General features: G+C 46.2%; 18 protein-coding genes. 8 read left to right on the forward strand and 10 right to left on the reverse strand.

The features are described 5' to 3' along the window. Positions 1-349 precede the first annotated feature (349 nt). From ACJJI6_RS04450 to ACJJI6_RS04460, 3 genes are all read left to right on the forward strand, one after another. On the forward strand, positions 350-2,977 hold the full coding sequence (locus tag ACJJI6_RS04450) for a TonB-dependent receptor (protein WP_475712605.1): 2,628 nt from the start codon (positions 350-352) through the stop codon (positions 2,975-2,977). A gap of 385 nt (positions 2,978-3,362) precedes the next feature. Next, entirely contained in the window at positions 3,363-4,916 is a 1,554-nt protein-coding gene (locus ACJJI6_RS04455; RefSeq protein ID WP_475712606.1) for an alkaline phosphatase D family protein, read from the forward strand. Between the two features lie 129 nt (positions 4,917-5,045). Then, positions 5,046-5,291, forward strand: a complete 246-nt coding sequence (locus ACJJI6_RS04460) for a DUF2164 domain-containing protein (protein ID WP_444912950.1) — start codon at positions 5,046-5,048, stop codon at positions 5,289-5,291. Between the two features lie 58 nt (positions 5,292-5,349). On the opposite strand, the gene ACJJI6_RS04465 is transcribed toward ACJJI6_RS04460, so the two are convergent. Further along, complete coding sequence (locus ACJJI6_RS04465; protein WP_475712607.1) at positions 5,350-6,282, reverse strand: DMT family transporter; 933 nt, start codon at positions 6,280-6,282, stop codon at positions 5,350-5,352. 103 nt (positions 6,283-6,385) lie between these two features. Between ACJJI6_RS04465 and ACJJI6_RS04470 the strand changes: the two genes are divergently transcribed. The 3 genes from ACJJI6_RS04470 (at position 6,386) to ACJJI6_RS04480 (ending at position 9,191) form a co-directional block, all read left to right on the forward strand. Next, positions 6,386-7,291: a LysR family transcriptional regulator gene (locus tag ACJJI6_RS04470; RefSeq protein WP_475712608.1), complete on the forward strand. Its 906-nt coding sequence runs from the start codon at positions 6,386-6,388 to the stop codon at positions 7,289-7,291. A gap of 118 nt (positions 7,292-7,409) precedes the next feature. Continuing rightward, on the forward strand, positions 7,410-8,012 hold the full coding sequence (locus ACJJI6_RS04475) for a nitroreductase family protein (RefSeq protein WP_413665647.1): 603 nt from the start codon (positions 7,410-7,412) through the stop codon (positions 8,010-8,012). A gap of 267 nt (positions 8,013-8,279) precedes the next feature. Beyond that, positions 8,280-9,191 (forward strand): right-handed parallel beta-helix repeat-containing protein, encoded by a 912-nt coding sequence (locus ACJJI6_RS04480; RefSeq protein WP_475712609.1) that lies wholly within the window; start codon positions 8,280-8,282, stop codon positions 9,189-9,191. A 254-nt stretch (positions 9,192-9,445) separates the two neighbouring features. Here the strand turns inward: ACJJI6_RS04480 and pbpC are convergent, their stop codons facing one another. From pbpC to ACJJI6_RS04495, 3 genes are all read right to left on the reverse strand, one after another. After that, entirely contained in the window at positions 9,446-11,812 is a 2,367-nt protein-coding gene (gene pbpC, locus ACJJI6_RS04485; protein WP_475712610.1) for a penicillin-binding protein 1C, read from the reverse strand. Further along, complete coding sequence (locus ACJJI6_RS04490; RefSeq protein WP_475712611.1) at positions 11,809-16,932, reverse strand: alpha-2-macroglobulin family protein; 5,124 nt, start codon at positions 16,930-16,932, stop codon at positions 11,809-11,811. Before ACJJI6_RS04490 ends, pbpC begins: the two co-directional genes overlap by 4 nt. Before the next feature lie 297 nt (positions 16,933-17,229). Further along, positions 17,230-17,388 (reverse strand): hypothetical protein, encoded by a 159-nt coding sequence (locus ACJJI6_RS04495; RefSeq protein ID WP_282932647.1) that lies wholly within the window; start codon positions 17,386-17,388, stop codon positions 17,230-17,232. A gap of 374 nt (positions 17,389-17,762) precedes the next feature. Between ACJJI6_RS04495 and ACJJI6_RS04500 the strand changes: the two genes are divergently transcribed. Beyond that, the gene (locus ACJJI6_RS04500; RefSeq protein WP_475712612.1) at positions 17,763-17,903 is read left to right on the forward strand and encodes a hypothetical protein; all 141 of its coding nucleotides are present in this window, start codon (positions 17,763-17,765) and stop codon (positions 17,901-17,903) included. A 220-nt stretch (positions 17,904-18,123) separates the two neighbouring features. Here the strand turns inward: ACJJI6_RS04500 and ACJJI6_RS04505 are convergent, their stop codons facing one another. Continuing rightward, positions 18,124-18,543, reverse strand: a complete 420-nt coding sequence (locus tag ACJJI6_RS04505; protein WP_475712613.1) for a hypothetical protein — start codon at positions 18,541-18,543, stop codon at positions 18,124-18,126. 272 nt (positions 18,544-18,815) lie between these two features. On the opposite strand from ACJJI6_RS04505, the gene ACJJI6_RS04510 reads away from it, so the two are divergent. Beyond that, complete coding sequence (locus ACJJI6_RS04510; RefSeq protein ID WP_444927688.1) at positions 18,816-19,877, forward strand: FAD-dependent oxidoreductase; 1,062 nt, start codon at positions 18,816-18,818, stop codon at positions 19,875-19,877. Positions 19,878-19,889: 12 nt separating this feature from the next. Here ACJJI6_RS04510 and ACJJI6_RS04515 read toward each other — a convergent pair whose 3' ends face one another. The 5 genes from ACJJI6_RS04515 to ACJJI6_RS04535 all read right to left on the reverse strand — a co-directional run bounded on the left by ACJJI6_RS04515 (position 19,890) and on the right by ACJJI6_RS04535 (position 25,073). Beyond that, positions 19,890-20,207: a heavy metal-binding domain-containing protein gene (locus tag ACJJI6_RS04515; protein WP_413665654.1), complete on the reverse strand. Its 318-nt coding sequence runs from the start codon at positions 20,205-20,207 to the stop codon at positions 19,890-19,892. 487 nt (positions 20,208-20,694) lie between these two features. Further along, the gene (locus ACJJI6_RS04520; RefSeq protein WP_444905377.1) at positions 20,695-21,201 is read right to left on the reverse strand and encodes an arsinothricin resistance N-acetyltransferase ArsN1 family B; all 507 of its coding nucleotides are present in this window, start codon (positions 21,199-21,201) and stop codon (positions 20,695-20,697) included. Positions 21,202-21,295: 94 nt separating this feature from the next. After that, on the reverse strand, positions 21,296-21,667 hold the full coding sequence (locus ACJJI6_RS04525) for a hypothetical protein (RefSeq protein ID WP_475712614.1): 372 nt from the start codon (positions 21,665-21,667) through the stop codon (positions 21,296-21,298). After that, complete coding sequence (locus tag ACJJI6_RS04530) at positions 21,661-21,903, reverse strand: hypothetical protein (protein ID WP_475712615.1); 243 nt, start codon at positions 21,901-21,903, stop codon at positions 21,661-21,663. The genes ACJJI6_RS04525 and ACJJI6_RS04530 overlap by 7 nt, the downstream gene beginning before the upstream one ends. A gap of 1,151 nt (positions 21,904-23,054) precedes the next feature. After that, positions 23,055-25,073, reverse strand: coding sequence for an LVIVD repeat-containing protein (locus ACJJI6_RS04535; RefSeq protein ID WP_475712616.1), 2,019 nt, complete (start codon positions 25,071-25,073; stop codon positions 23,055-23,057). Positions 25,074-25,591 lie beyond the last annotated feature (518 nt).

Raw genomic sequence — 25,591 nt, forward strand, 5'->3', positions numbered from 1 at the left:
TATAGCCTTTATTGCTCAGCGTACGTATATTTAAGGCCTGCTGTTGGGATGCGAGGCGTTGGGTGAGCAAGCAGATATACTCTAAAAAACTCCCAACATTCGTAGAAAGCTGGTGTATGAATCCTACGGTTTCAGTACTTACTTGACTTGCTGGTCGCAGCTAGTGACAACAAATTGTGAACTAGTCCTCTTTGTCCTAGTCGCGATCCGCTCTATCGTATCTGAGTTTCTTACGTCCCTTCTTTTTGAGATTTTAGCCTAGCCGCCGTACTGCCGACGGCCCTATGGGATGGCCATTCATTAAAAAATAAATGTGGCTTTCCTTTTGCAGCAGATTGGAGAGACATCAATGAGAATTAAAAAACCACTTACCTTTGCAATTGCAATGGCAAATGTCGCGGTAGTGTCGGCTTGGGCTCAGGAAGATAGCCAACAGGATGACGATTGGGCGCTGGAAGAAGTAACGGTTACCGCAACCAAACGCGAAACCAATTTGATGGACACCCCCGTAGCGATCAGTGCATTTACGCAAGAAGAGCTCGATCGACAGGGTATTAAGAATGTAAAAGATCTGGGCAACACTATCCCCAACGTGGATATTGGCTACGATGCCTCCCAGTCCTCCCCAGTAATTTCTATGCGCGGCGTGCGCTCTACTAATACCACTGAGTTTGGTGACCCAGCTGTTGGCTTACACTTCGACGGTATTTATTCTTCGCGCCCCCAGTCTGCTATGGCAATGATGTTTGACTCTGAAAGGGTTGAAGCCATGCGTGGGCCACAGGGTACCCTTTATGGACGCAACTCCACAGTAGGTGCCATTAATGTTATCTCCAAGAGACCGGTAATTGACGAGTTTGAAGGTTCATTCGGAGTTGAGCTTGGTCGCTGGAATCAAGAGCTGGTAAAAGGTGTTATTAATATTCCGGTTTCAGATGCCTTTGCTCTACGTGCGTCCTTTATGGACGAGACTAGGGATTCCTACCTTACCGGATATTATGACGTTAACCAGTGGGACAATCGCTATATTGATGCTGACTCTGTAGGTGCGAGCGTTTTATCTGATGACGCTTCAAAAACCTTCATTCAAGCGAATAATGCTGAAGGAGCTACGGACTATCAGCTAGTTAGAGCTGATGCTGATGATTTTTATGGGAATGTTGATCAGCAGGCGGTACGTATAGGTGCGTTATGGGAACCAACTGACGATATTTCTTGGTATGCCGTAGCGGAACACTATCAGGATAGTAGTGCAGGCGGCATCAACACTATTGACTGTGAAAAGGCTGAGCAGCGAGAAGATGGTGTAAACTGCGAAACCTACTACGGATCCGGAGCTGACGAGTACACAGTCGCAGTTAATGTACCGGGTGAGCTTGATCTCACCATGACTTCATTCCGCTCTAACTTCCGCTGGGATTTCAGCGATACCATGGCGTTTGTGTATAACACTGGTTATGCCGTTCAGGAACGAAGCAACCTGATTGATATTGATGCTGGCCGCAATACTTGGGATATGAGTATGAGTATTACGGACTCAGAAAATGTCTCTTACTCCCATGAGTTGCAGTTGCAATCTACAGGTGATGGTCCCCTACAGTGGATTACAGGTTTGTTCTATTTCCACGAGACCACTGATCTGAATGGTTACTTCCTGGCCTCATTAGATAATGCCGTATTCTGGCGCCAGCCAGACAGAACCATAGAGGCCAGTGCAGTATTTGCTCAGGCTACCTATGACCTTACTGATACCCTCCACCTGACTGTTGGTGGTCGATATACAGAAGACGAGAAGAGTGATGAAGGCGGCAACAACCTGAGTTGTACTCGAGACTGGTCCACTGGATCAGATGAAGAGTATGGCTGCTTCCCTGCCTATTTACAGGACACCTTTAATAGCTTCTCTACTAACCACTTTGCTGACAGCTCAATTTATACAATTGATACTTACAATGATGTCAGCAAGAGCTGGGATTCATCCGACTTTCGAATTGGTCTCGATTATGACCTGACAGATGAAGTCATGCTGTATGCATATGTTGCAAGTGGATTTAAGTCCGGTGGTTTGGGTGATGTTGTCATCCAATACGAGCAAGACCCGGATACGGCTGAGTACATCTACGATGATGAGGGAAATCGGGTTGTTCAACAGGTAGTTGACACTAGCTATGATGAGGAGAAGGTCATTACCTGGGAGCTAGGAGCAAAAGGTACCTTCTTGGATGGGCGTCTAAATCTGGCTAGTACCTTCTTTTTCTCCGACTATAAGGATATGCAGCTAGCTGCTCCTGATACTGCGTACTCGTACTATGCGGTAGAGCGAGAAGGTGAAGACGCAGGTGAAATTACTACCGAGCCCGTGGTCATTTACCTTACCAAGAATGCTGCTAGCGCAGAGATTATGGGGTTAGAGCTAGAGTTTGACTGGGCTCCCTATCCGAATGGTCGAGTCAGTGGTTTTGCTACCTGGATGCAAACAGAAATTACCTCTGATTTTCAAAACCGCTGGAATTTCAATAACCAAGCGTTATTCGAAATTTCGGATTACGGTTTAGCTCATGACAATACTAATGAAGAGCTCTTCCGAAATTTGAAGGGTAATGAGCTGCCTGCATCACCTGAGTTCAGCTTCACCATCAATTATGATCACACCTTTGAGTTGGCCCACGGCGGTGCAATTATTCCGTTTATAGGCATCCATTGGGAAGATGAGTCTTACCTGACGTATTGGAATGTTGACAAACACGATTTCCCTGTTGGAGACACTTCTGCTTATGACGACAGCCGTGATTCTTTCTGGATGGTAAATGCTTCCGTGAAGTATGTAAGTCCGGACGATCAGTGGAATGTTGAAGCCTTTGGTAACAACCTGACTGACGAAGTTGTTCCGTACTATGCAGATGGAAGTGATGGCCTGGTATCTGGTCCATTCTCTACTCCAATGAGCTACGGTGTGCGCTTTAACTACAACTTCTAAGTAGTTTTTACTAAGCGAGTATGAAAAAAGCCGGGCTATATTGTGCAGTCCGGCTTTTTTATTGCCTAATGAACCTCTCGCTTACCAATATATTATTTACATGATGTCGCAGATCTAATGATGTAATTAATTCAGCTGTTTTGACACAATAATATTGTGAGCTATCTAGAGCAATAAATAACCTGTTGCTGTAAATACCCCAAAATATGTGTTGTAAGCTATTTGAAAGCAACTGTGAGTGTAAATACTTGCATGGGTATTTTAGATTTCCAATGAAATAGGGGCTCGCGTTTTAAAGGGAGTCTAGCTTTAACCTGTTTGTCATCACCGTTTGCTTCACTTGCGCGTCAACATTTATACCGTTGCAAAGGCAAGGCTGCTTACAATGAACAAATTTGATAGACGAACGCTTTTAAAATGGGGTGGGTTGTTAACCGTTAGTGCTATGGCCCCATCACTGAGGGCCAGTAGCGATGTACCCGAGTATGAATATGATGGACTCGCCAGTACCTCCAGCCACTTTATACATGGCGTAGCCTCCGGAGACCCAACAGCCAATTCGGTTATTATTTGGACAAGGGTAACCACTGAGGAGGTTTTCCCCCTTGTCTATTGGGAAGTGGCACTTGATGAGACATTTAGTCAGGTTGTTTCATCCGGGTATCTACAAACGGATGAGTCAAAAGATTTTACGGTTAAGCTGGATGTTACGGAGTTAAATTATGGTAGAGATTATGTCTATAGATTTAAGTACAGGGATCAGGTCTCTTCTATAGGTCGTATAAAGCTAGCTCCAGCCTCTGGTGAGGAAGCTCCTTTTCTTAAGTTTGTGGTCACTTCCTGCTCACACTTTGAGCATGGAGAGTTTGTGGGTTACCGAGATATGGTGGAGCGGGAACAGAATATAGATGCCGTTATCCACCTCGGGGATTACTCCTATGCATCCTCAAATTCTGGTGACTACCGTAAGTTTGAGCACTCTGATTTTAAGTTTGATCGGGAGAGTTACCGAGCAAGATATTCTGAAATCAGAAGGGATACATTTCTACAGCAAGCTCATCAAATGCACACCTGGATGTTGATTTGGGATGATGGCGATCTGAGAAATGGTGTCTGGAGAGAAGGCCCGGAAATCAGGGGGGCAGACTTCGAGGAAGTGATGGAGGCTGCTATGGAAACTTTTTTTCTTTGGATGCCAATCCGTTACATTGCACCGCGGCGCGTATGGCGCTCTATACCTTATGGTGATATGGCCGATATCTTTTTCCTGGACATGTGCTTCTATGATCGGGATGAGCCAATCAATGATATGCCAGATAACCTTGAGAAGCGCCAACCTATATTTGCAGAGCTTGATTACATTGGCCGGAGTATTATTGGTCAGGAACAGGCTGCTTGGTTTGAGCAGACTATAAAGCAGTCTAATGCGCGTTGGCGAATTGTCTGTTCTGGAGCGCCGGTTTTTGAATGGTGGAATAATTATTCACCGAGCGCCTGGAGAGGATACCCCCAATCCCATAAATGGTTGTTGAATCTGTTTAGTGAGCTTGAAGATAATATTGTGGTTTTATCCGGGGGATTACATAAAGCAATGGCCTCAGGGCTAGCTTTAGATCCTTTTACTGATGATTACAATGCAGGTAGAGATAATGTCGCGATTGAAATAACGGCTCCCTCCCTCACTCGTGGAGATGGTGGTGCTATATGGTACGAAATTGCAGACAACCGGAGCACTGAGACTACGCTAAAGAAAAATCCTCATATGAAGTTCCGTAAGGGGAATAGGGCGGGTTACTTAATTAGTAAATTTGAGAGTGATCAATTTACCGGCCGCTGGCGACTCTATGATACCGTGAGATCTAAAAATGGCCCGAGCGCTGATACTTACGGAGATATTATCAGTGAGTATGGGACATCAAAAATTAAAATAGTGGATTAAATAGCCGGCAAAGTTTTGATATTAGATGCCGCCTCAGATACCACCATATGGTGGTTCGGTAAGAAGTCTGGGGCTAAGACTGCTGCATCTGTGTCATACTTGCACACTTTCTCTATTGGGGGTGGCGGTATGTCTGAAATACAGTTGGAAGAAAGACGGAAGTTAGAGCTAATCGAAAAGGTTAGAGGTTATCTGTCTAAAGAATTTGAGCTGGAAATTGGCGGCTTTGAAGCGGAGTTCTTTATTGATTTCCTTGCAAAGGAGATGGGAGCCGGCTTTTATAATCAGGGTTTACATGATGCTCAGGTAATAGTGTCCTCTAAGTTGGAGGATATTTCTGATGCAATTTATGAGATAGAAAAGCCTGTCGACTAGAATTATTGCACCTGTTGATGACAGTACGATTCTATCTCTTATAAGCTGTTCAGAGATATTATTCCTTAGGTTTTTCCGCCTGGATAAATAGCATGGCTGCAAAGACCAATGCTATTCCAGGTATAAAGCTGATATTAAAGTTTGCCATTTCCAATATTATGGCCACTATTAGTACAAATATCGGATTCAAGAAACTATATGCTGCAACCTTAGTTGCCCCGATCCTTAATGTACTGAATTGCAGCAGAAAAAAACTAATTAAAGTTGAGAATAAGGCTAAATAGAATAGCCCGCCGTAAGTCTCGGTAGGTATATTTCGCCAATCTATCTGGTTCAAGTTTGGAAAAGAGAGCAATAGTAACCAGAGCGCGCCAAATAGAATAACCCAGAATGTCATAACCTCTGTAGGCTCCCCTGAGTGAACCTTCTTGATAAGTGGGTTATATAAACTGAGCGATATAGCACCTAAGGTGAATATCCAATCCCCTTTATTTAGGTCTAGCGTTATCGCTGTTGTGATACTCCCCTTGAATACAATCCAGGCTGCACCCAGAGTCCCAAGGGTTAGGCCAATAACTTTGCGGGTGCTGCTCCGATCGCCATTGATGATCAAAGTAAAGATGGCAGTCATCGCCGGAACGGTTGTAAAAAGAGCGCCGGTATTTACTGCGGTGGTGTATTTGAGTGCTTCAAACATACACCAGAAAAAGATAACCAATGGGATACTGAGTAGTGCATACCCCAGTAGTTTTTTTGGCTCTGGAAGCTGAATCCCGTGCTTTAAAAATATGAAGGGTGCAAATAGTCCCGCCGCAATTAAGAATCGAATCAACATCATGGAATCCGCCGGGAGTGAATCGGCGATTAACTCCCCAACAGGAAATGATCCTGCGACCAGTAGTGTACAAAGTATCATCAGGCAGTGAACCCACCAGAGCGAGGTGTTGGCGCTTGTAGTTGATGGGGTTATGCCCCTAGTAAGCTCACCCATGCTTCTTCCCTCTATTAGCGAGAGATAAGTGTATGTCGTTTCTGGTAAACTGATAATCCAGTATTATAGACACTCACTGTTGAGGATAAGGAAACAGTCGCTTATGGAGACAATTGCAGCGATTCCAATATTTGTGACTGTGGCAGAAACCGGTGGCTTTTCCCCGGCGGCAAAGTTACTTGGCATCTCAAAATCAGCGGTAAGCAAGCGGGTTACCCAATTGGAGCTGCAGCTTGGTGTGAAGCTTTTGCACAGAACTACGCGAAAGTTGAGCCTGACGGAGGCTGGGGAGCATTTTTATGAGCACGCACGCATTGCTTATAAATCGGCCAAAGATGCACAAGACGCAGTTCTGCAGCTACAGGGGGAGCCTCGGGGGCGCTTGCGGATCAATGCTCCTATGTCCTTTGGTAGATTGCATCTGGCTCCCTTAATTCCCGTATTTATGAAGCGTTACCCCGAGATTAGTATCGACATGGTACTGGACGATAAAGTTGTCGATTTAGTGGGGGAGGGCTTTGATATCGCTATTCGCGGAGGTGACCTTCCCGATACCAGCCTGATTGCCCGCAAACTTGCACCTCTGAAAAGTGTACTCTGTGCGTCACCTTCCTACTTGAAGGAATTCGGAGAGCCCACAGAACTGGAGCAGTTGAGCGCCCATAATTGCCTGATTTTTACTTATTCCAGGGATGTGAAAGAGTGGGGTTTTTTCAAAGACAATCACTTACATACCATTGAGGTGAAGGGTAACTACCAGGTAAATAATAGTGAGGCACTGAGGGAAGCTCTTCTCCAAGGAGTAGGGATAGGCCGCTTGCCCACCTTCGTGGCAGGACCAGACATTGAGGCTGGAAAGCTAATTCCTCTTTTCGAGGAGTACCAGATGCCTGCCAAGTCTATCTACGCGGTTTTCCCTGAGCGGCAGTTTATGCCAGCCAAAGTCCGCGCCTTTATAGACTTTGCAATAGAGTACTTTGGCGGCGATACACCTTATTGGGATCAGTAAACTGTTAACTTTTCGTCAACAGTAAGTCTCCGCCGAACCCCATTATCAACGATAAGGAAACCCAATAAGCTTCTTCTCATCGACATTCAATCAACGAACGATAGTCAGAGAGAAACTTATGGAATTGTTTAAAGCTGTTGAATCCCGCCGCTCGGTTAAGCATTTCGATGTCACAGCAGAGATGCCTGCCGAGGACTTCACCCGTCTGGTCCAGGCGACTATGTTGTCGCCGACTTCTTACAATATCCAGCACTGGCGCTTCCTGCGCATCACTGACATTTCCCTCCGGAGCCAGCTTAAAGATGCAGCCTGGGGACAGCAGCAAGTAGAAGATGCTTCTGAGTTGGTCATACTTTGTGCAGATATTAATGCCTGGAGTGATCGGCCGGAGCGGTACTGGGCCGATGCGCCGAAAGAGGCTCGGGATGTGTTAGTGCCAATGCTAACTGAGTTCTACAAGGGTAAGCAGCAACTACAGCGGGACGAGGCTATTCGAAGCTGCGGATTGGCAGCACAAACCATGATGTTAGCGGCAAAGTCGATGGGATATGACACAGGTGCAATGGTTGGGTTTGACCCAGAGAGAGTCGCTGAGCTGATCAATTTGCCCGAAGGTTATTTGATCGGGATGATGATAGTGATTGGAAAAGCGGCAAAAGTTGCGAATGGACGTGGTGGACAGCTGTCGATAAATGACGTCCTGTTCGAGAATAGCTTTTAAGGTGATGAGAAATAGGGGTGAATCGCTATTGAGGCTCTTTTAGTAAGTCTCAAGGATTAATTGTGTAAATTGTAAAGGCAATTACAGTGTCTATTTGCTGACGTTATCAAAGTTTCGTTATGTTTGCCTAGCGCAAACAATAGATATGAGATAGAGCAACATAATAAAAGCTCCCTTAGGCTCAGAATGAGTTCTTTTCATTGATATTGGAAACGTGAAGTGTGGCTTATGCCTACAATTTTCTTATATCAATGAGAGGGACCTGCCATGAACACCTGTTACCACAAGTTAGTCACAGCTTTCGTCACAAGTGCTACTTTATTCTCATCACCACTAGTTATGGCTGTTGATTGTGGCGATGTAATAACAACAGCTGAAACCTTGTCGGAAACGCTGAATTGTGAACTGAGCCTGGCGAATCCCTATGCAGTGACAGTAACTGGACCCAATGGAAGTCTTACGATGGCAGAGGGCGGGGAAATTATTTGTGATAACCCAAATCTAGAAGGTATCGCTGGAATTTTAGTTAATGGATTATCTGGTGCCGTTTATGGTGGGACGATAACCGACTGTCCAGATGGTTTAAACCTGGAGGGAGATGGATTTCATACCATAGATGGAATTATGATCTTAAACTCTCCACGAGAGGGAATTGTTATTGATAGTGACTCCAATAATATTGTTGGGAATCAAATTATTGATACTGGCAATGATGATGGTATAGATGTTAGAGGCGATCGAAACCAAATTATCAATAATTATATTGAATCAGCCGGCGATCAGGGGATTACGGTAAATGGTGTGTTTACACTGGTTCAGCTAAATACTGTTGTCGGTAGTACTGATGGTGATAACGGAATTGATATTAATGAAAGTAACACAACAGTTATTCAGAACTTTGTTACCGGCAGTGCGAGTAATGGGATTGAACTCAATGTGGATGTATCAAGTACTTCTATAATACAAAACATAGTAATGGAAAATGGGACAAATGGCTCACCTGATACAGCCGGTATCAATATCGCTGGATTCAATAATGAGAATAATGTGGTGGTAGGGAATACATCGCTTGATAATTCTGCATTTGATTTACGTGATCCTACCGATCCAACCTGTAGTGGAAGTAATACCTGGATTGGCAATACTCATGTAACAGCAGAACCTGCCTGTTTGGATTAAGATCGGGGAGGCTTTTAATCTGGGGAAAGTAGAAGCGTGTAAGTGATATTGCTGGAGAAGACGGAAAGATATACTGTGTTTAAGGTATACTGTGCATTTGCGTCTTCCCTATTTTGGGTAAGTTGCGGAGTTACTAAAATTAAGCCCGAACTATGATGTTCCACGCCAATGCGGACACTCGATTGCCGATAGGGTGACACTAAGGGATATGTTCTGTGAGAGAAACGACATGGCAGTCTTCTGCTTTATGAAAATCAGTTGTCGCTTCCTACAAAAATCTCAATCCGATCGACATTCCCGCTAGCATCCAGTACAGCAATTTGGTGCTTACCACTTCCCGGAAGTAGTGCCAGGTTTTCATTTCCGAGGGTTTCGCCCTTGGGTTCACCGTTTAGGAACCAATAGCGCTTTCCCTGTCCGCCAATCGCGCTCAGAGTTAAACGCGGAAGTGGGGCATTTTTGCCGGTAGGTCGATACTGGTTACCATCTCCAGCTCCGATAATCTTTAGTGGGGTCCCTGTTGTTGCAGTCGGGGTGTAACACTCGGGAGCCGTCGGAGGAATTTGTTGGGCACGGGTCTGGTTTTCAGGTAGCCAGGATTCCAGTTCTTTTGGCCAAAGGGCTAGGCTATGCCTTTGAGTAGTAGAATCCATACAACTGGGCTTTACCCGCATACCTTGCCGGTTTGCAAAGAAACTAAAGGTTTGTGCTGCCCGCAGAGGCTCACCTTGCGGCGATAGTGTTCTGGGTGTGCGCCCTTGGATTAACCAGGCGTTGTGTTGCAGATGGCAGTGGCTGGTTTGTGTGAGCGTCTTCTGGCCCCCAAGCGGCCAACAAATAGTCTCTTGAGTTACTGAGTCTGGCTTTTTCAGGTGCTGTTGTTTGTTGTCTGGTAATGCGGCGATAACTGCGTTCAACAGAGGTGTGGCACTAATGGAGCCATAGTAACCGGGTAGGGGAGTGCCATCCGGTCGGCCTACCCAAATGCCGACGGTGTAGCCGGGAGTTACGCCAATCGCCCAGGCATCCCGATAGCCGTAGCTGGTGCCTGTCTTCCAGGCGATATCTGCCTTGTTTTGTCGCACCAGATTGCGCCAACGGCGGGAACCTCCGCGATTGGAAGCGAGCATTTCAAATGTAATCCAAGCTGCCTCAGAAGACATCAGATGCCTTTCACGTACCGGCTCCTCGGGTAAATAGCGGGGAGCTGCAGTCTGGCCTCCCCGTGCCAGTGCGGCATAAATACCTGTTAGCTGGTCAAGACGAGTACCTACGCCCCCCAAAATCATGGCCAAGTTGGGTCTACCGTTACTGGGAAACTCTAGTGCTAGTCCGGCATTTTCCAGGGCTGCGGCCAATCGACCGGGGCCGTAATGTTCCAGTAGCTGTACTGCAGGGACATTGAGAGATTTCTGAAGGGCGGCAGTGGCGGTGACAGGGCCGGCGAAGCCTCGATGGAAATTTTCAGGGCGGTAATCGCCGTAGATGCGGGGCGCATCGCTGAGCAGGGAGGCGCTGTGGATCAGGTCCTCATCAATGGCAAGTCCGTACAAAAAGGGCTTGAGCGTAGAGCCCGGTGAGCGCACAGCCCTGGCCATATCCACATAGCCATAGCGGCGTCCGTTACCAAAATGAGAAGCTCCCACGTAGGCGCGCACGGATAAATCGGAATTCTCCAAAACTACAACAGCTGCAGATGTTTTGGCTGGATAGCTATCCATATGATCGCGCAGAAAATCTTCCAATCTGCGCTGGATGTTGCCGTCGATTGTGGTGCGAATAACTTCTTGATCGCTGATGGTATTCACCAGCCTGCGGGCTAGATGCGGGGCGTTTTGTGGGAATTCCAAGCGTTCCGCATAGACCTGCTCAAGTTGAGCGCGCTCAACATCCACTGCGCTCCAGACGGTAAATGACTGCAGTCTATCCAGAACTTTGTCCCGGGCTTTTTGTGCCTTTAGAGGATGCCGATCTGGTCGCAGGCGGCTCGGCGCCTGAGGCAGTACAGCTAGCAGTGCAGCTTCCGCATGGGTAAGATCGGAGGCTGATTTACGCAGGTATAGACGGCTGGCTGCTTCCACGCCTTCAATATTGCCGCCGTAAGGTGCGAGGTTCAGGTACAGATCGAGAATTTCATTCTTGCTGAAGTGCCACTCCAATTGCAATGCACGCAATATCTGCTTGGTTTTGCCCGGCAGAGTTTTGCGGTGTGGATCTAGTAGTCGCGCTACCTGCATGGTGAGAGTGGAACCGCCGGAAACGACTCGTCCATTGCGAAGGTATTGGGCTGAAGCTCGCAATAGGGCTAGCGGATTTACTCCGGGGTGCCGATAAAAGTGTCGGTCTTCGTAGGTGAGAAGAGCTTCGATAAAGCGCGGTGATACATTTTCCCGAGATATTGGGTATCTCCAAACTCCGCGACTGTCGGCAAAGAAGCGTAGTGGTTTACCGTAACGATCTGCAACGACCCGTGCAAAATCTTGAGTTTCGGGAAGAGGTGGAGGGAAAACAAAGTCGAGCAGTAGCAGTACCGCTGTGAGGGAGGCGGGCGCAAGCAGCAGTGCGTGAACTCTGCGACTGCTGCTTTGCCAGGCTCTCCGGATAGTGGCCAACAGCTTCACTGTTTACCGATTACCCGCAATTGCGTTAGGGGATTTTCACCGATAGCAAAGCGTTCCGGTTTGTACATATCCTCTACATAGGGCGGGGGCACCTGATAGTTGCCGGGGGTTACTGCACGGGCGATATAGAAGAGATTGGTGGTTTTGTATCTCAGCTGATCCAGTGCCGCCACAAAGCGGTCATCGCGATATTCAGTGTGTTGGATATTGTCCTGGGTGTCCTGCCACTGAGCGATACTTTTGCCATCGAACTCGAGTTCATCCACTTTGACACTGTCGGCCAGGTTTTGATTCTCCAGCTCAAAACCTGCGGGCAATAGGTCCACTGCAAGTAGGTCGGGCAGGCGTTGGTCCGCATCAATTTGCAAACGCACCAGGTAAAGCTCGCCCTCACGAACTTGATTGGGAATGACTTCCGTGCCATCCAAATTGTGGTAGCTGCGTTTGATTCTGACACCTTTATCCATTTCCGCCTCAGGTGACTTCTTGCTGTAACCATTGATGGTAATTGCTGCATAGAGTTTTTCTATTTGTGCAGTTACCTCAAGTGCGCTGGCGGCTTCGCGCCCGCGGAATAATGCGCTGTGCGGGTTATCGCTATTGAGCTCGCGCAAGCCATCAATACTGGCCAAAGTCGCAGACCAGTTTGCACTGCTATTGAGTTGCAACTGTGCTCCAGCCATAAACACACTATTGCGCTCCTGGGTGCTGAGATATTGGCGACCGTGGAGAAGATCTGCCAGTTCGAACACCAGGGATTCCGTTTTATCACCAGCGAAATTGTGCTCTAGGAGCAGGGAGATCATTTGGGCCGTATCCCGTAGGTCTGATCCATAATCGCCATAGTAGCTGCGGCGTTTGCGCTCAATTTTAAGCGCTTTTTGCAGGGCCTCCTGGGCCAGGGTGGCATCGCCCATGGTGTGCAAAGCGATTGCCATATGCAGATTTGGCAAGGGAGATTGGGTCAGGCTAGAGCCGCTTTCATAAAGGGTACGCAGTTGCCCGAGAGACACTTTCTGTACTCGTGAGAGCACATAGGCAGCGTAAGCTCTTGAGGCATAAGCATAGAAATCGGGACTATAGCTATAGCGTTGCTGATAGAAAGTACCGCGCTCACGGGTGTAGTCCTGCAGTCGCTTGAGTGCGGATTCCAGGCGGTTATTGTCAAATACGATTCCCTGGTCCCGGGCCCGCAATAGAAGATCGACTACATAGGCGGTTAGCCACTGGCTTTCGGAAGACTCGGAACTCCATAGGCCAAAGCTGCCGTTCCCTTTTTGCATACTGAAAATGCGTTCAATACCCGCGTCGATACGTTCGGCCCGCTCATTCTCATCCAGAGGTTCAAGGCCCAGTTTTTGCTGTCGCTGCGGCGTTGCCATGACTAGCGGGAAGGTCCGGCTGGAGGTTTGTTCCAGGCAGCCGTAGGGGTATTGCAGCAGGTTGGATAGGTGATCCTGTAACTGCAGATGCGGTCGGCTGTCCAGGGATACCAGGGTTTGAACAGTTCCAGGCATTAGGGAATCCAGGAAGCTGCTATCGGCACTGAATCTCTCGCCCTGGGACAGGAGTCTGCGCTGGTTGCGTGTGGTTGCCGGCCAAGCGGGGCGCACGCCCAGGCGCCACTGCTGTTCGATATCGATATCATTTCCATCTTTATCGACGGCACCTTGCACGACTAGTTTGAACTCTGCATCTCCGGTGGCATCTTTGGCGGTGATTGGGAAGCGCAAAGTTTTACGTTCACCATCCGCCAGTTCCAGTAACCGCTCACCCATTTCCAAATCTACCGCGCCCACTGATTGCATATTTACACTGAGTTTTTGGGAGCGGCCACTTAAGTTATTGAGATCAAGGGCCAGTGTGCTGCTATCACCAGGGGCCATAAAGCGAGGCAAGGCGGCTTGGGTGACAACTGGTGAGGCGACTGTTATTTCTCCGTCGGCGCTACCGAATCGGTCTTTGCTGAAAGAAACCGCCATTAAGCGCAGCCGTCCGTTAAACTCCGGTAGTTGTAGCGCGACCTTTGCTTGGCCCTGAGTATTAAATTCAACGGGTCCTGAGAATAAAGATACTATTTGGACGTCGGAGTTGGGCTCGTTGCCCCCTCGGGCTAGTTCCGCATCGCCGCCAAAACGTCGCTCCACCAGTTTGCCTCTGTTGGATTCAATAATGCGATGATAAATATCCCTTACATCCACACCGTAACGGCGCTGGCCAAAAAAGGCCTCGAAGGGATCCGGAGTTTCGAAGCGGGTGATATTGAGCACACCGACATCGACGGCGGCCAGGGTAGCCCAGGCTTTGTCTCCGTTTTGTTCGATAGAATTTTCGTCGGCAGAAATGGTAACTTCAATTTCCGAGCCGGGGAGGGCATTCGTGGGCGCTTCTAGTGAAATGGGCAGACGCCGAGGATCACGATCCAGGGGCAAGTGGGCGAGACCAAAAGCGCGATTGGGGGCGATACGCTCATTCTTGTCCGCAGGACGCAGAGCAGTAACAGAAATATAGGTGTCGTGGCGATCCCACTCAGGAGAGATTGGGATTTCGATATTGGTGCCCGACTTTTCTACAGGTAGTCGTTTGGACCACAATAGTTGGTCGCTCTCCACCAACACCAACGCCTCTCCGTCAGCGGGCGGTACTATGGTGAGTTGCGCCAGATCTCCAGAAGAGTACCTTGGTTTATCCAGTGACAGGGCCACGGTATCTGGACGCGCAGCCTGGCCTTTGGCTACTTGGTCCTTACGCCACCAGTAATACCAGTCCCGGCCGGCGTGGAAGCGTAAGCTGCTGGTTGCCCCCGTATTGGTATCAGTGACTTCTAAGCGGTAGTGGCCGTGTTCCACTGGGACTGTGAGCTTCAGTGGCTGCTCTTCGGTGAATTGGAGCTTGCGACTGAAAGTTTCAAATTCAGCACTTGAGTATTCATAGTGCCAGCCCCGATTTGCAGAGTACTCCCAAAAGTACTGGCGGTCTTCGGAAATTAACACCGCTTTGAGATCCCGCCCGATAACAGGCTCGCCCTTTGCGTCGGCAACCACTATTTCAAATTCTGGCCTGCTGTTGGCCGATGGGTTTTCCTCTCCAAAATTTGGGCGAATACCTACCACCGGGTGTGTGGGCCATATCAGGACTGGATGTTGGCGAGTTACCGGGCGGCCGCCGGATTCGAACAGGCTGGAAACCAAGTTGATTTTCAGCGGGCTCTTTGCTCGTTTCCAACGGGAGCGCAAGGTCAGATTGCTCAACCCTTCCTCATTGAGCTCAATCGTTGGGGCATGAAACTGTCGCGTGGGCAAAGATTCATTAGTGTTCCCAAATAAGAACCCTTTCCACTGGGGGAAGGGCTCGCGATAGTGGCTAATTTGCACCAGAGTTTCCAGGCGGTTTTTTGCCGCTGGCGCGCCATAGAGATAACTACCTTCTACTTGAAGTTCGAAAGATTCTTTGTGGCCCTCTACCAGACTGCGCTCTTCACCATCTTGCAAAACCAGCTTCATTCGCTCTGGCAGGAATTCTTCTACCTTAAATGGATAATTCACTTTGCGCCCATCGGCTAGCTCAACCTCCAAGCGCCAATCACCGGTAGGTGAATTTTGTGGAAGTGGGATAAGATTTTCGTAGTATCCGGGCGCGCTGGCGTGCCATGTGAATGCGCGCGCGCTGGTATTATCCGGCTTTATGAGTTCTGCCTTGATCGGCAGGTCTTTGATATAGCGACCATCATAATTGCGCAGCAGCCCGCTCACCTGGATCGATTCATTGGGGCGATACAGATCTCGCGGGCCATACATGAAAAACTCCATCGGCCTTGAAGGGCGCTGGCCCAACTGAAAATCCGAAAGGTCCAATGCAGGTTCACGTAGGTCGAGTATGGAGAAGTGACCGGTGTCAGGATCTCTTGCGATGAAGAAGCGCTGTGAGTCTTCCTGTTCCTGCGACAGAGCAAAGCGCACCTGGCCGTCTTGGTCGGTTGTGTATTGCTGGATTAGCTCCCCTTTGTTGTTGAGCAGCTCAACCTCAATGCCCTTAAGAGCCTGCCCTTCATCCAGAGATGAAACATAGAGGTCAACACTGTTTGGATAGTACCGCGCATGAAGGCCTAAGTTGGAGATGGAGAAGTGGGTGACATCATAGAGATTAGTGTCATACACGCCTGCCGGCTGCATAACTGCGACATAGATTCCTGGTTGTTGCAGGGGCTTTATATGCCCGATAGAGAGGTCGAAATCTCGCTGGACGTATTTCTCCTTGGTGAGATCGAACTGGGCACTATAGACAAAATCGGCCACTTGATTGAGAGACTTTAAGCGATAGTAGTATTTTAGTGACTGGCTTTTGATCAGCCTGAAGAACTCGGAATAATGCTCAGGTTTCACTCTATGGAAGTGAATCTGTGCAGCTTCAACACTGACTGCAGTAACAGGTAGGCCGGGAGTTACCGTCGCGGGAAAAATACTTCCATTGCTGGCAAAGCTGATACTGGGCTCAATCCGTCGGGTGCGAATCTTCTCCTGTTTCTCTTCCTGTAACTCCAAGCCGTTTTCGCCGGGCAGACCCGGGAGCACGGTGAGTTTATAGCGAGTATCTGGTTCAATATGAGGAAAATAGAGAATTTTCTGGTTATCGGAGAGAACCCAACCACCATCTACACGCTCGCCATCGTCACGGGATAGATTCATGTAGGAGCCAAAATGGGCATTGCCCAGTAAAGGTTCAGAAAAGATAACAGCGATGGCCCTTGCATCTTTAAACGTCCGCTCCCCAACATGGAGGACCTTTAGAAAGTGATCCCCGGAGATTTGAGTACTGGCACTGGCTGTGACTTGTGAAGGGGTAGCATCATTCTCTGTCAGATCAGTAGAATTTCTTTCAGAAGTGCGCTGGGCTTCATCAGCTTTCGAGAGTGCTTCACTAGAAGAGGCCGCTTCTTTTTTATGCACTTTCTCAGTGGGGCTGAGAGTCTGTTCCAGGTTGTTACCCTCATCAACGCTCCCGCCCTCCGCAAGCTTGGGGGTGTCAGCGAGTTTCTTCTCTGGCTTTTCTTGTGAGCAAGCCATAGCAATAAGACAAAGAAGAATGACCGCAATCCAGCGTGGTGAGCGGTGAAGGGACATGGGAATTTCCTTATAGAATCCTTTTAACGGCGCACAATTTAGTCCGTCTTTAAATATGTCTCAAGTTTCCTCCATGGTTTCTGTGCTCGGTATCTATTCCTGATGCAAGCGTGTACCAATAGTGAGGCGGGGATTACTGATGGCTAGAAAATATATTTATAGAATGATGGGATGGCAATTAGATGGTTTAGGGAGTAAGCGACCTTCCTGTTCTATGGTGCCAGGTTGAGGCGTGTAGTTTATTCGATAATCACTAGTTCAATTGAATCTAGCCGAAATAACGTTGTATCACTACACCTATGTTGGCTTCTTTTTACGTTTAAATAGCTTAATCCAGAAGATTCCTTCAAAGATAATGCCAAGAGCAAGGAAGATTACTCCTCCCACAGGGACTCCGAAAGCGTAGCAGGCAATCGCCGCAAATAAAAATAGCAGTGCGGTGGCAATTCTTTTCACTTTGATATTCCTTTGTTATGCCTCAGTACTACCCTAAGCTTATCCTACTTCAAAGACTATACTGAATACCGGACTTAAACCCAACATAAATAATGCCCAAGCATAGAACTGTGGAACAGAAAGCTAAAGGCAGATAGAGTTTGTGATGGCCATGCCTGATCCTGTAAATCGTCACCACTATCAGCGAACTTAAGGCCAAAAGTGCCGATAAGCCTAGAGCCATTAAGATGACTTGAACTTCAGTAATACCATCATTTCCGGCAACTAGCGTCGGTTCTAAATACTTGGGGCCGCTTTGCCTGGCAGCTGTTACAGCGGAGACACTTTTGGCTAGAAGCAGTTCGTTACCATTAAGCCCTCGCCAGTACTCCATAATGGAAATAAGAGTTGCTATTGAACTTGCTATAAGGCAAAGGCTGATTTTTGAAGCGGTAGCCATGATGCTTGAAGTTGGGGGCATACAGAATGTCTTATTTTGTCTTTCTATTGAGTTTGCTTTGCCAGAATGTGATTAGTAAGCAGGCAGCTAATGTAGGTATGAAAACGACTGAAGCTTGAAACATCAATATGGAGGCCTGGATCTTCAGAATTTCACCTTCACCAAAAGAGTTATCGTAAATGTAATGTGCAGCCAGAGTGTAACTTAGGCTGACTAATATAGAAGTAATCAGTGGTCTTAGAATCATTGTTTTAGTTAACTATGAAAACTCAGCTTGGATGGCCTTTAAGGATAAACTAAACCTGTGTTAGATTTCTAAGGAAATTATTAATTGATTCTTGTAGTTCGTAATCCTCTGTACTGACAGAATATATACGTGCTTTATGGGCAAATTCCAAGGCTTTATCTTGTTTGTTTAGCATCAAGAAACGTTCAGCCATTTCCAGGGCAATTGAAGCTGAATACGAAGGGAGATCTAATTTTATGGAGCAGTTAAGTCCCTGAGTGTATGCCTGTATTGCATCCTCACAGCTTTCTGAAAAATCACCCAGAGCCTCCCACTGTAGGGGATGGTCTAGCTCGCCTTCGGCATATTTTGCGCATAGTCTCTCTAGCGAGTTGAGGGAGTCTTGGCACCCAGCTTTATCTCCAGAGGCGGATTTATTGACTATCTCAAGTGCGAGTTCATGTACATCATCGTAAAGTGGTGTAATCATTTAGAAATTATACCTAAGAGCTGAAATATAAAAAATATCGATATAACAGTGGGTACTTATTGCCAAGACGAGTCTTTTGTAGATCGTTGCCAGATATTAGAGGTTTCGACTTCGCAAGTTTAAGTACGTTCTCACCAAGCGGTGACTGGTATTGCTGTAAAGAGATCACAGATAGCGGCCTAGGTTTTTATAGGGAGTCTCAGACTAGATAGTCAACCTTACTCTTTCATATGTACTATCTTACTGTTAGGTGGGGTTATATGAGGTAGCCTGTGAAAGTACTGATTGTTGGGGCTGGGCCCACTGGCCTTACTACAGCGGTCGAGCTTGCTCGGCGAGGGCTATTGCCAAGAATTGTGGACCGCCGGGATAGCGCTTCAACCCTTAGTCGAGCGGTGGGAGTTACTTCTCGCAGCCTTGAGTTGCTTTCACACTCTGGCGTTTCTGAAAAGTTGATTGCTGAGGGGATCGCTGTTCAGAGCGCATGCATTTACCTAAATACGCATTTAGCACTAGAGTTTCCCCTCCATTCCAATCGGACCTATTTCCCCGCCATTCTTGGACTTCCTCAAGACAGGACTGAAGCTCTCATGGCTCAGGTTTTATCTGGTATGGGAGTCGAAGTTGAATACAGGAAAGAACTCAAAACCCTTACCGAGGAGAAGAGTGGGGTAGTGGCTTTTTTTGATAATGGTGAAGAGGAGCGATTTGACCTGGTCGTAGGAGCGGATGGAATTCGCAGTACTGTTCGTGAAGCTGCAGGCATCAGTTATCCTGGATTTGATTTGGAAGAAGTGTGGTCAATCGCGGATGTTGATACAGGGGATTGGCCTCCTAAAAGAAAGTTTACCTTGGTCAAAATGGAATCTGGCGTGGTCGCTGTTGCGGTGCCTTTGGGAGAAGGCCGACACCGTCTGGTAGCTAGCTGTGATAATGCAATTAAAGCATTTCCGATGGCGGTGGATGTTAAGAGGGTTAGGCGGGAGGGAACCTTTAAAATTTCAATTCGGCAAGCGGAAACTTACTCAAAAGGTAGGATACATCTAGCTGGGGATGCTGCCCATTGTCACTCTCCGGTTGGGGGTCGAGGTATGAACCTTGGGATAGCTGATGCAGCCGAATTGGCAAAACGAATTACTGAGGGGCAGCTCTTAGGCTACTCTGAATTGCGCCATCAAGAAGATAAAAAGGTTATTGAGGTTACTGAGCGTGGCCGGAAAATGATCACTGGACAATCCCTGAAAGCAAGATTTGAATTTAGAGCGTTAATCGCTGCCGCCAGTTCTATTCCTGCGGTGCGGAGAAAACTGGGGCAGTTTGCGGTAGAACTTTAGGGGCATTCCAACCTATTTTTTTAGTTTTACAGCTGTACCAAAAACAAGAATTTCTGAGGAGCCATCCATAATTGCGCTTGTAGTAAAACGAATTCCTACCACGGCATCAGCGCCTTTTTGTCGGGCACTGTCACTTAATCTTTGAAAAGCTTTGTTTCTCGCTTCGGTCAGCATTTCCGTATAGCCTCGTATCTCTCCACCGACAATACTCTTTATACCTGCCATTAAGTCACGGCCGATATGTTTTGATTGAACAACGTTGCCCGTAACGATATCCAGTACCTCCGATATTTCTCTTCCTGGTACTGTCTCTGTAGTTGAAAAAATCATATCATTTCCTTAATGATAATTACCTATATTTTTGGCTCTTTTGGTGATCTTACCCTAACCTGGATCCGTTATGCGAATATATTTAATTGTTTGATGGTGGTCGAATGTTTGTTTTTAGCTACCGTACCTTTTCTGGGTTTTAGCTTTTATCTTACATTAAATGAGGTAGGGTTCCGGGGTGAAAAGTGTAATGATCATATAGGCCAGTAACTTTTGATGGAATATGAGCTAAATTAAAAGCAATCCAGTAATTGCTGCAACTTTCTCTATAGTAAGTTGTCCACTTTTATTTTGGTATAATGGGGGGGAATCAGTGCCCTCAATAAAGTCTCGGCTACTCAATGTAATAGCCCTTGCTGCGCAAAAGCGCGCAGTTATGACCTTAGATTAGAGAGGATTTGGTAAAATTTAGGTTAAAATTCCCTAGTGGGGTTAATGTGGGTACATAAAAGTTGCTTAAAATGTACTCCTTCATGAAGTACTTATTTCATGCTTTCTCCTTTCTTAAGGGGAGTAAGCACTGCCAATAACCAACATCTATCCACTGGTTAAATTTTCGGCCGACCTCTTTGAAATGAGCAACTTTTTCCATTCCAAACTTCTCATGAAGTGCTACGCTGCCTGCATTTGGTAGAGCTATACCGCAGATTACCGCGTGGACATTGAGTTCACTTAACTGTTTAAACAGTTCATTATAGAGCTTCGAGCCCCAGCCTTTAGAGGAATAGTTCGTGTCCAAGTACACGGTAGCCTCCACCGAATACTGGTAAGCACAGCGTCCTTTCCATTTACTGGCATAACAATAGCCAATTAAACGGCCCTCATTCTCAGCAACTAACCAAGGAAGATTGTTTTTTGAGCATTCTTCGACTCGGTCGGCGATAATTTCTGCAGAAACTGGCTCTACCTCAAAAGTGATACAGGTATTCTCCACATAGTAATTGTAGATTTTAGCAATCCCAGCAGAGTCAGAAGCTTTAACTGCTCGTATCATACTGTTGTCTCTCCCTATGGTTGATAGCATTGGCCAGAGATTGGTGGTGAACTGACTAGCCAGATACCTGCTGGCTGGCTCTGCAAAGCATTTATTAATGCTTACTTTTCTTTTTACTATTTAGCGACTTTTCCATGGCCTTTGATTCTTCTAGTGTACGAACGGACCAATCTATTCGCTGCTGATCAGAAACTATATCAGAATCAATGTTATAAAGGCTCCAGTTTCCAGAGTCATCTTTAACAAACTGAGTGCCGTACCACTGTGGCTGACCAAGATTCATCATTAAGCGATCCCAAGTGGCCGCTTTTAGCCAATTAGCTTTATTCTTATCTTCTGCCAGGGTTGCTGTAATAGTGGCAAGAGCATGGGCCAGTCTTATATCTTCTGATTTATTACCATGCTGAAAGATAAGTGCCGCATTATAGTAATCCTCTGAGGTTCTGATTCGGCCTTCTGCTAGCATTTTTGAGACTTTTTTCGTCGATCCTCGTCTTCTTTATTGAGTGAACTCCAGTCAATTTCACTGTGAGGTATATTGCGTGCATTTTGATCCTGGTTAAATAGTTCTGCTAGTTGGATATTTTCCGGCGTAGCTTTGTCGTTGTGAGAATCGTAACCCTCCTCTGTCTCAACAGCGAGGGAGGTATGAGCGACAAATCCAAGAAAAAGAGATAGATATTTAAGTGGGATATATTTCATATTGAACTCTACACGTCTGGCCATCGGAGTGATGGCAACTGGTAGTTTCTATGTGTGTGATAATTCTTTAGGGAAGCTTCCTCTTCCTCCAAAAAGGGCAGACTTGATATTCATTGATTATCACTGCTGCTCTATTTTCTTCTTTATGAGCCATATATCAATAGTGAAAGATGCATTATAAATCCGGATTGGTTTTACAGGGTTGATTTTACAAAATGTAAAGCTTCTGATTGTTCCTCTGGGCTGAGAAGAGCTTTCAGCCTTCTAACCTCTCTCTTCGCATCCAGATAAATACTTTGATTGGATTCACTGAAATCTTTATGATATGGATAGTGTAAAATATAGACTCATACCAGCCCAGTGCCTGAACAGGGTCTTTGTATTCATACTGGTCGCCTGAGTAGGCTGTACCGAGGTGTCTTCGCGCTTCACTCCTCCCTTTTTTACGACTTGCTTCCATGAATCGACAGCGGCGGCCCGGTCCTGCTCCACACCTAAGCGGATATGAGTGAGAAAAGTTAATGTGCTTGGGGTTATTGCTTTTTTCTCATTATCTCCGCTGTATTTAAAGGGTATCCTCTTGATGTCCACAGCCTATAAGGGGTAGGGGGAGTAGATTAAATAGTGTTAATTTTTTTGTCATTTTCTCTTTAGGCTTGAATGTTATGTCTTGGTGATAGATGTCAAGTTAGCATCGTAATTTTAATGTTTCAGAATCTATAGCCAGAAAATTTAGATCTTGTAGCTTTCTGGTGAATGTCGATGTTTGGCGTTGGAGAATTTGTTTATTTTGCCGGGAAATCGCTTCTCAAGGTGGTTGTGCTACTGCCATGCTAGCCAGTTAGGTACTTACCACAGTATGAGCCAGGACGTCTGCGAGTTTTCATGGACGCCTAGTTCTTCTTCACGAAGGAATAAACCTTCAGGGCTGCAGGTTTCTTTGAGTTATGGGGCCAGATATCACGATGTCAATCGCTTTCCAGTCCCCACCTCAAGGCAGCAGCGGGTGGATTTATATTCACCTGATTGACTGTGTGCTCGAATTTAGCGGGGAAGGGTAAGAGCGTTTTAAAACTTACCCCTCTAATCAGCTCTTATCGTTAGCGTTACATGACGCACTCAGTAACGACTACTATAAGTAGCCATTACCATCAATGGTAATTATAATTATAGATCCGACCATCTGAGCCGCCAGCTACATATATATTCTCGCCAATGACTAGTAAATCAGCCGTATAACCAGAGATGGGATCAGCGCAAGTAGCCTCCGAATCCTCTGTCAATGGCGCTGCCAGTAAACAAAGCTGGCTGTTTTGAGAAAGATAGACCAAATTATCCTGAAAGTTTGTTGCGCCATTAATTTGATTCGAATAGTCACTAATGTCGGGCGAATGGTATTTGAATTCAAATATTGGATCACCAGTATTAGATTTTCCGTAAATTTCAACATCTTGATAAGTGCTTACATACATCTTTCCATTGGCAAAATTGATATCTGTCACCTGTGTTGTGTATGCTGAAAACTCAGAAAATACTGGGTCATTAAGCCAGGAATTTAAGTCCAGCCTTTTTATCCAGCTGCCGGAGCCAGTAAAATAAAGGCTATTATCATTGGCAACCATTTCATAAGCATCAAATTCTAGGGGTACTGATTTTCCACCTGAAAATGGAAGTTCCTTATCATCTACAAATGAGAGAACTTGATCATCCGCTCCCCAGACGCTAGTAAAGATAAAAACCATATCACTTTCAACAGCGATACTTTCCGCCCAACCAGACCCAGTTGGATTGAGATTATCATTAAGATTAATTTCACTCAGTAGCGTAATTTGTTCAACATCAACAATATCAAAGGCCTGTATACGATTTGTAAAAGCTGACCTATTTGATGCATATAATAAGCCCTTTTCTGAGATGGCCATATTCCCAAATTGGCCATCGATAGAATTTATCAGTTGCAAGTTCTGATCAAGGACCCTGATGGGGCCGCCGCCATTAAGTAAGAATATAAATCCGTCGTAGGCCAAGAGTTTGTTTGCATTTCCTTGGCTGTCAAAAGCGGACTCCAGCTCTATGGTTGTTTCGTTGTAGTCCACTAATTTCCATAGCCCAGTAGCACTTGAAATGTAAAGGCTCTCATCAATCACTCTCATAGTATAGACATGCCCAAGCTCCACATTGACGGATTGCCCTCCGAAAAAACTACTGTCAGACACGCTGTAAATGGATAGTGGCTCATAGTATGAAGAATAAAATAGGTGTCCATTGTGTATTGCTACTGCATCACCATAGCTACCTCCAACAGTTCTGAGCTTAATAGGATTAAATGCGTCTGAGATGTCAAAAACATCAAGTCCATCTGTATTCACAGAATAGAGTCTGTCGGTATCCAGATAAAATGCTGCAGCACCGGGCGCGCTGGCAGTGCCAAGTATCCGTTTGCTTATAATCTGAGGGTTAGTTAAATCAGCGATATCGATGATATAAAAACTATCGTAATCTGTGGCATACAAGACATTTCCGTTTATTGCCATATACCCCCACTCACTGTAAGTATTATCTTCGTAGTAAAGGCTGAGTTGGCCTACCTCATTAATTTTTTTGGGGTCCTGGACGTCAAGAACTGTAATTTTTCCATAAGTTAGGAATATGTAAACGTAGTTCCCTTTTACTTCAATAGAGTTAACGCCTGCATAGTCCGAATCCGTAAATTTCCCCAATAAAATCGGGGTATCAGGCACAGTTATATCATATATTGATAGCCAGTTACCTCGGCTGGCAACATACAGGCGATTATCGACTATTTTGACATCACTTGTTTCGGCAGAATTTTGGCTGGTTTGGGAAGTGTCGAGATTACCAACAGGGGTAAAGTTTCCAGACATTATTCGATATATTTCTGTGCCCGCGCCTGATGCTGCGCAATAGACGATATCATTTTGAACAGCAAAATCCAGGCAGGAACCTTGTCCCCAACGGCCAACCATTTCCAGTATATTTTCTGGTTCTGGTTCTGGTTCTGGTTCTGGTTCTGGTTCTGGTTCTGGTTCCGTTGTAGACGAAGCGGAATCTTCGGCCGGTTCGTCGGATGCTCCCGACCCGGAGCCGCCGCCACAGCTGGCGAGCAGTACTAGCATAACCAAAAAAACAAAACGATTGAAAATTTTCATCCCCATCTCTATCCCTGACCTATTATTCCGAATATAAGAAAGTGGTTGTTTTTTAATCTGAAACCGCCAAAATGAATACGGTAGTTAAATTCGGTGCTTTATATCAGAATATTGCCTGGCTTTGCTAGCTTTTCCGAAACTAGAACGGACGTGTGAAAATATCCTCAACGCGTCAAAAAATCCTCGTAGATAACTAATGCGCAACGATAGGCTTACTCGGGCATGAAATCGAAAGCGTTCAGTATTTTCTAAATTTCCTCGGTAGTTGAAGTTGTTGGTGGTATATAAAGAAGTCAGCTAGTTTTTTGGTCTTAAGTTTAACTTTGTTCTAATTTCTCAATATCCAGAATTGCTAAGGCGATTAATAGTGATCTTGAAAGGCGAGTTGCTATCTGGGCTTTGATGAGGTGAGTCGGCACAGTTTACTAGTTGCTATGACCTTGATAAAGAACGTTTATGCTTTTGGCCCATTATTATCACTTTTATATAAGTGTATGCAGTGTGTTCAGTCATCTACC

The sequence above is a fragment of the Microbulbifer maximicatervae (SeqCode) genome (genome assembly GCF_056232625.1).

Excerpts from the sequence above, each read along its gene's own strand:
- ACJJI6_RS04450 (WP_475712605.1), top strand. The coding sequence starts at position 350 with ATGAGAATTAAAAAACCACTTACCTTTGCAATTGCAATGGCAAATGTC.
- ACJJI6_RS04455 (WP_475712606.1), top strand. The coding sequence starts at position 3,363 with ATGAACAAATTTGATAGACGAACGCTTTTAAAATGGGGTGGGTTGTTA.
- ACJJI6_RS04460 (WP_444912950.1), top strand. The coding sequence starts at position 5,046 with ATGTCTGAAATACAGTTGGAAGAAAGACGGAAGTTAGAGCTAATCGAA.
- ACJJI6_RS04465 (WP_475712607.1), bottom strand. The coding sequence starts at position 6,282 with ATGGGTGAGCTTACTAGGGGCATAACCCCATCAACTACAAGCGCCAAC.
- ACJJI6_RS04470 (WP_475712608.1), top strand. The coding sequence starts at position 6,386 with ATGGAGACAATTGCAGCGATTCCAATATTTGTGACTGTGGCAGAAACC.
- ACJJI6_RS04475 (WP_413665647.1), top strand. The coding sequence starts at position 7,410 with ATGGAATTGTTTAAAGCTGTTGAATCCCGCCGCTCGGTTAAGCATTTC.
- ACJJI6_RS04480 (WP_475712609.1), top strand. The coding sequence starts at position 8,280 with ATGAACACCTGTTACCACAAGTTAGTCACAGCTTTCGTCACAAGTGCT.
- ACJJI6_RS04490 (WP_475712611.1), bottom strand. The coding sequence starts at position 16,932 with ATGTCCCTTCACCGCTCACCACGCTGGATTGCGGTCATTCTTCTTTGT.
- ACJJI6_RS04500 (WP_475712612.1), top strand. The coding sequence starts at position 17,763 with ATGGAAATAAGAGTTGCTATTGAACTTGCTATAAGGCAAAGGCTGATT.
- ACJJI6_RS04505 (WP_475712613.1), bottom strand. The coding sequence starts at position 18,543 with ATGATTACACCACTTTACGATGATGTACATGAACTCGCACTTGAGATA.
- ACJJI6_RS04515 (WP_413665654.1), bottom strand. The coding sequence starts at position 20,207 with ATGATTTTTTCAACTACAGAGACAGTACCAGGAAGAGAAATATCGGAG.
- ACJJI6_RS04520 (WP_444905377.1), bottom strand. The coding sequence starts at position 21,201 with ATGATACGAGCAGTTAAAGCTTCTGACTCTGCTGGGATTGCTAAAATC.
- ACJJI6_RS04525 (WP_475712614.1), bottom strand. The coding sequence starts at position 21,667 with ATGCTAGCAGAAGGCCGAATCAGAACCTCAGAGGATTACTATAATGCG.
- ACJJI6_RS04530 (WP_475712615.1), bottom strand. The coding sequence starts at position 21,903 with ATGAAATATATCCCACTTAAATATCTATCTCTTTTTCTTGGATTTGTC.
- ACJJI6_RS04535 (WP_475712616.1), bottom strand. The coding sequence starts at position 25,073 with ATGAAAATTTTCAATCGTTTTGTTTTTTTGGTTATGCTAGTACTGCTC.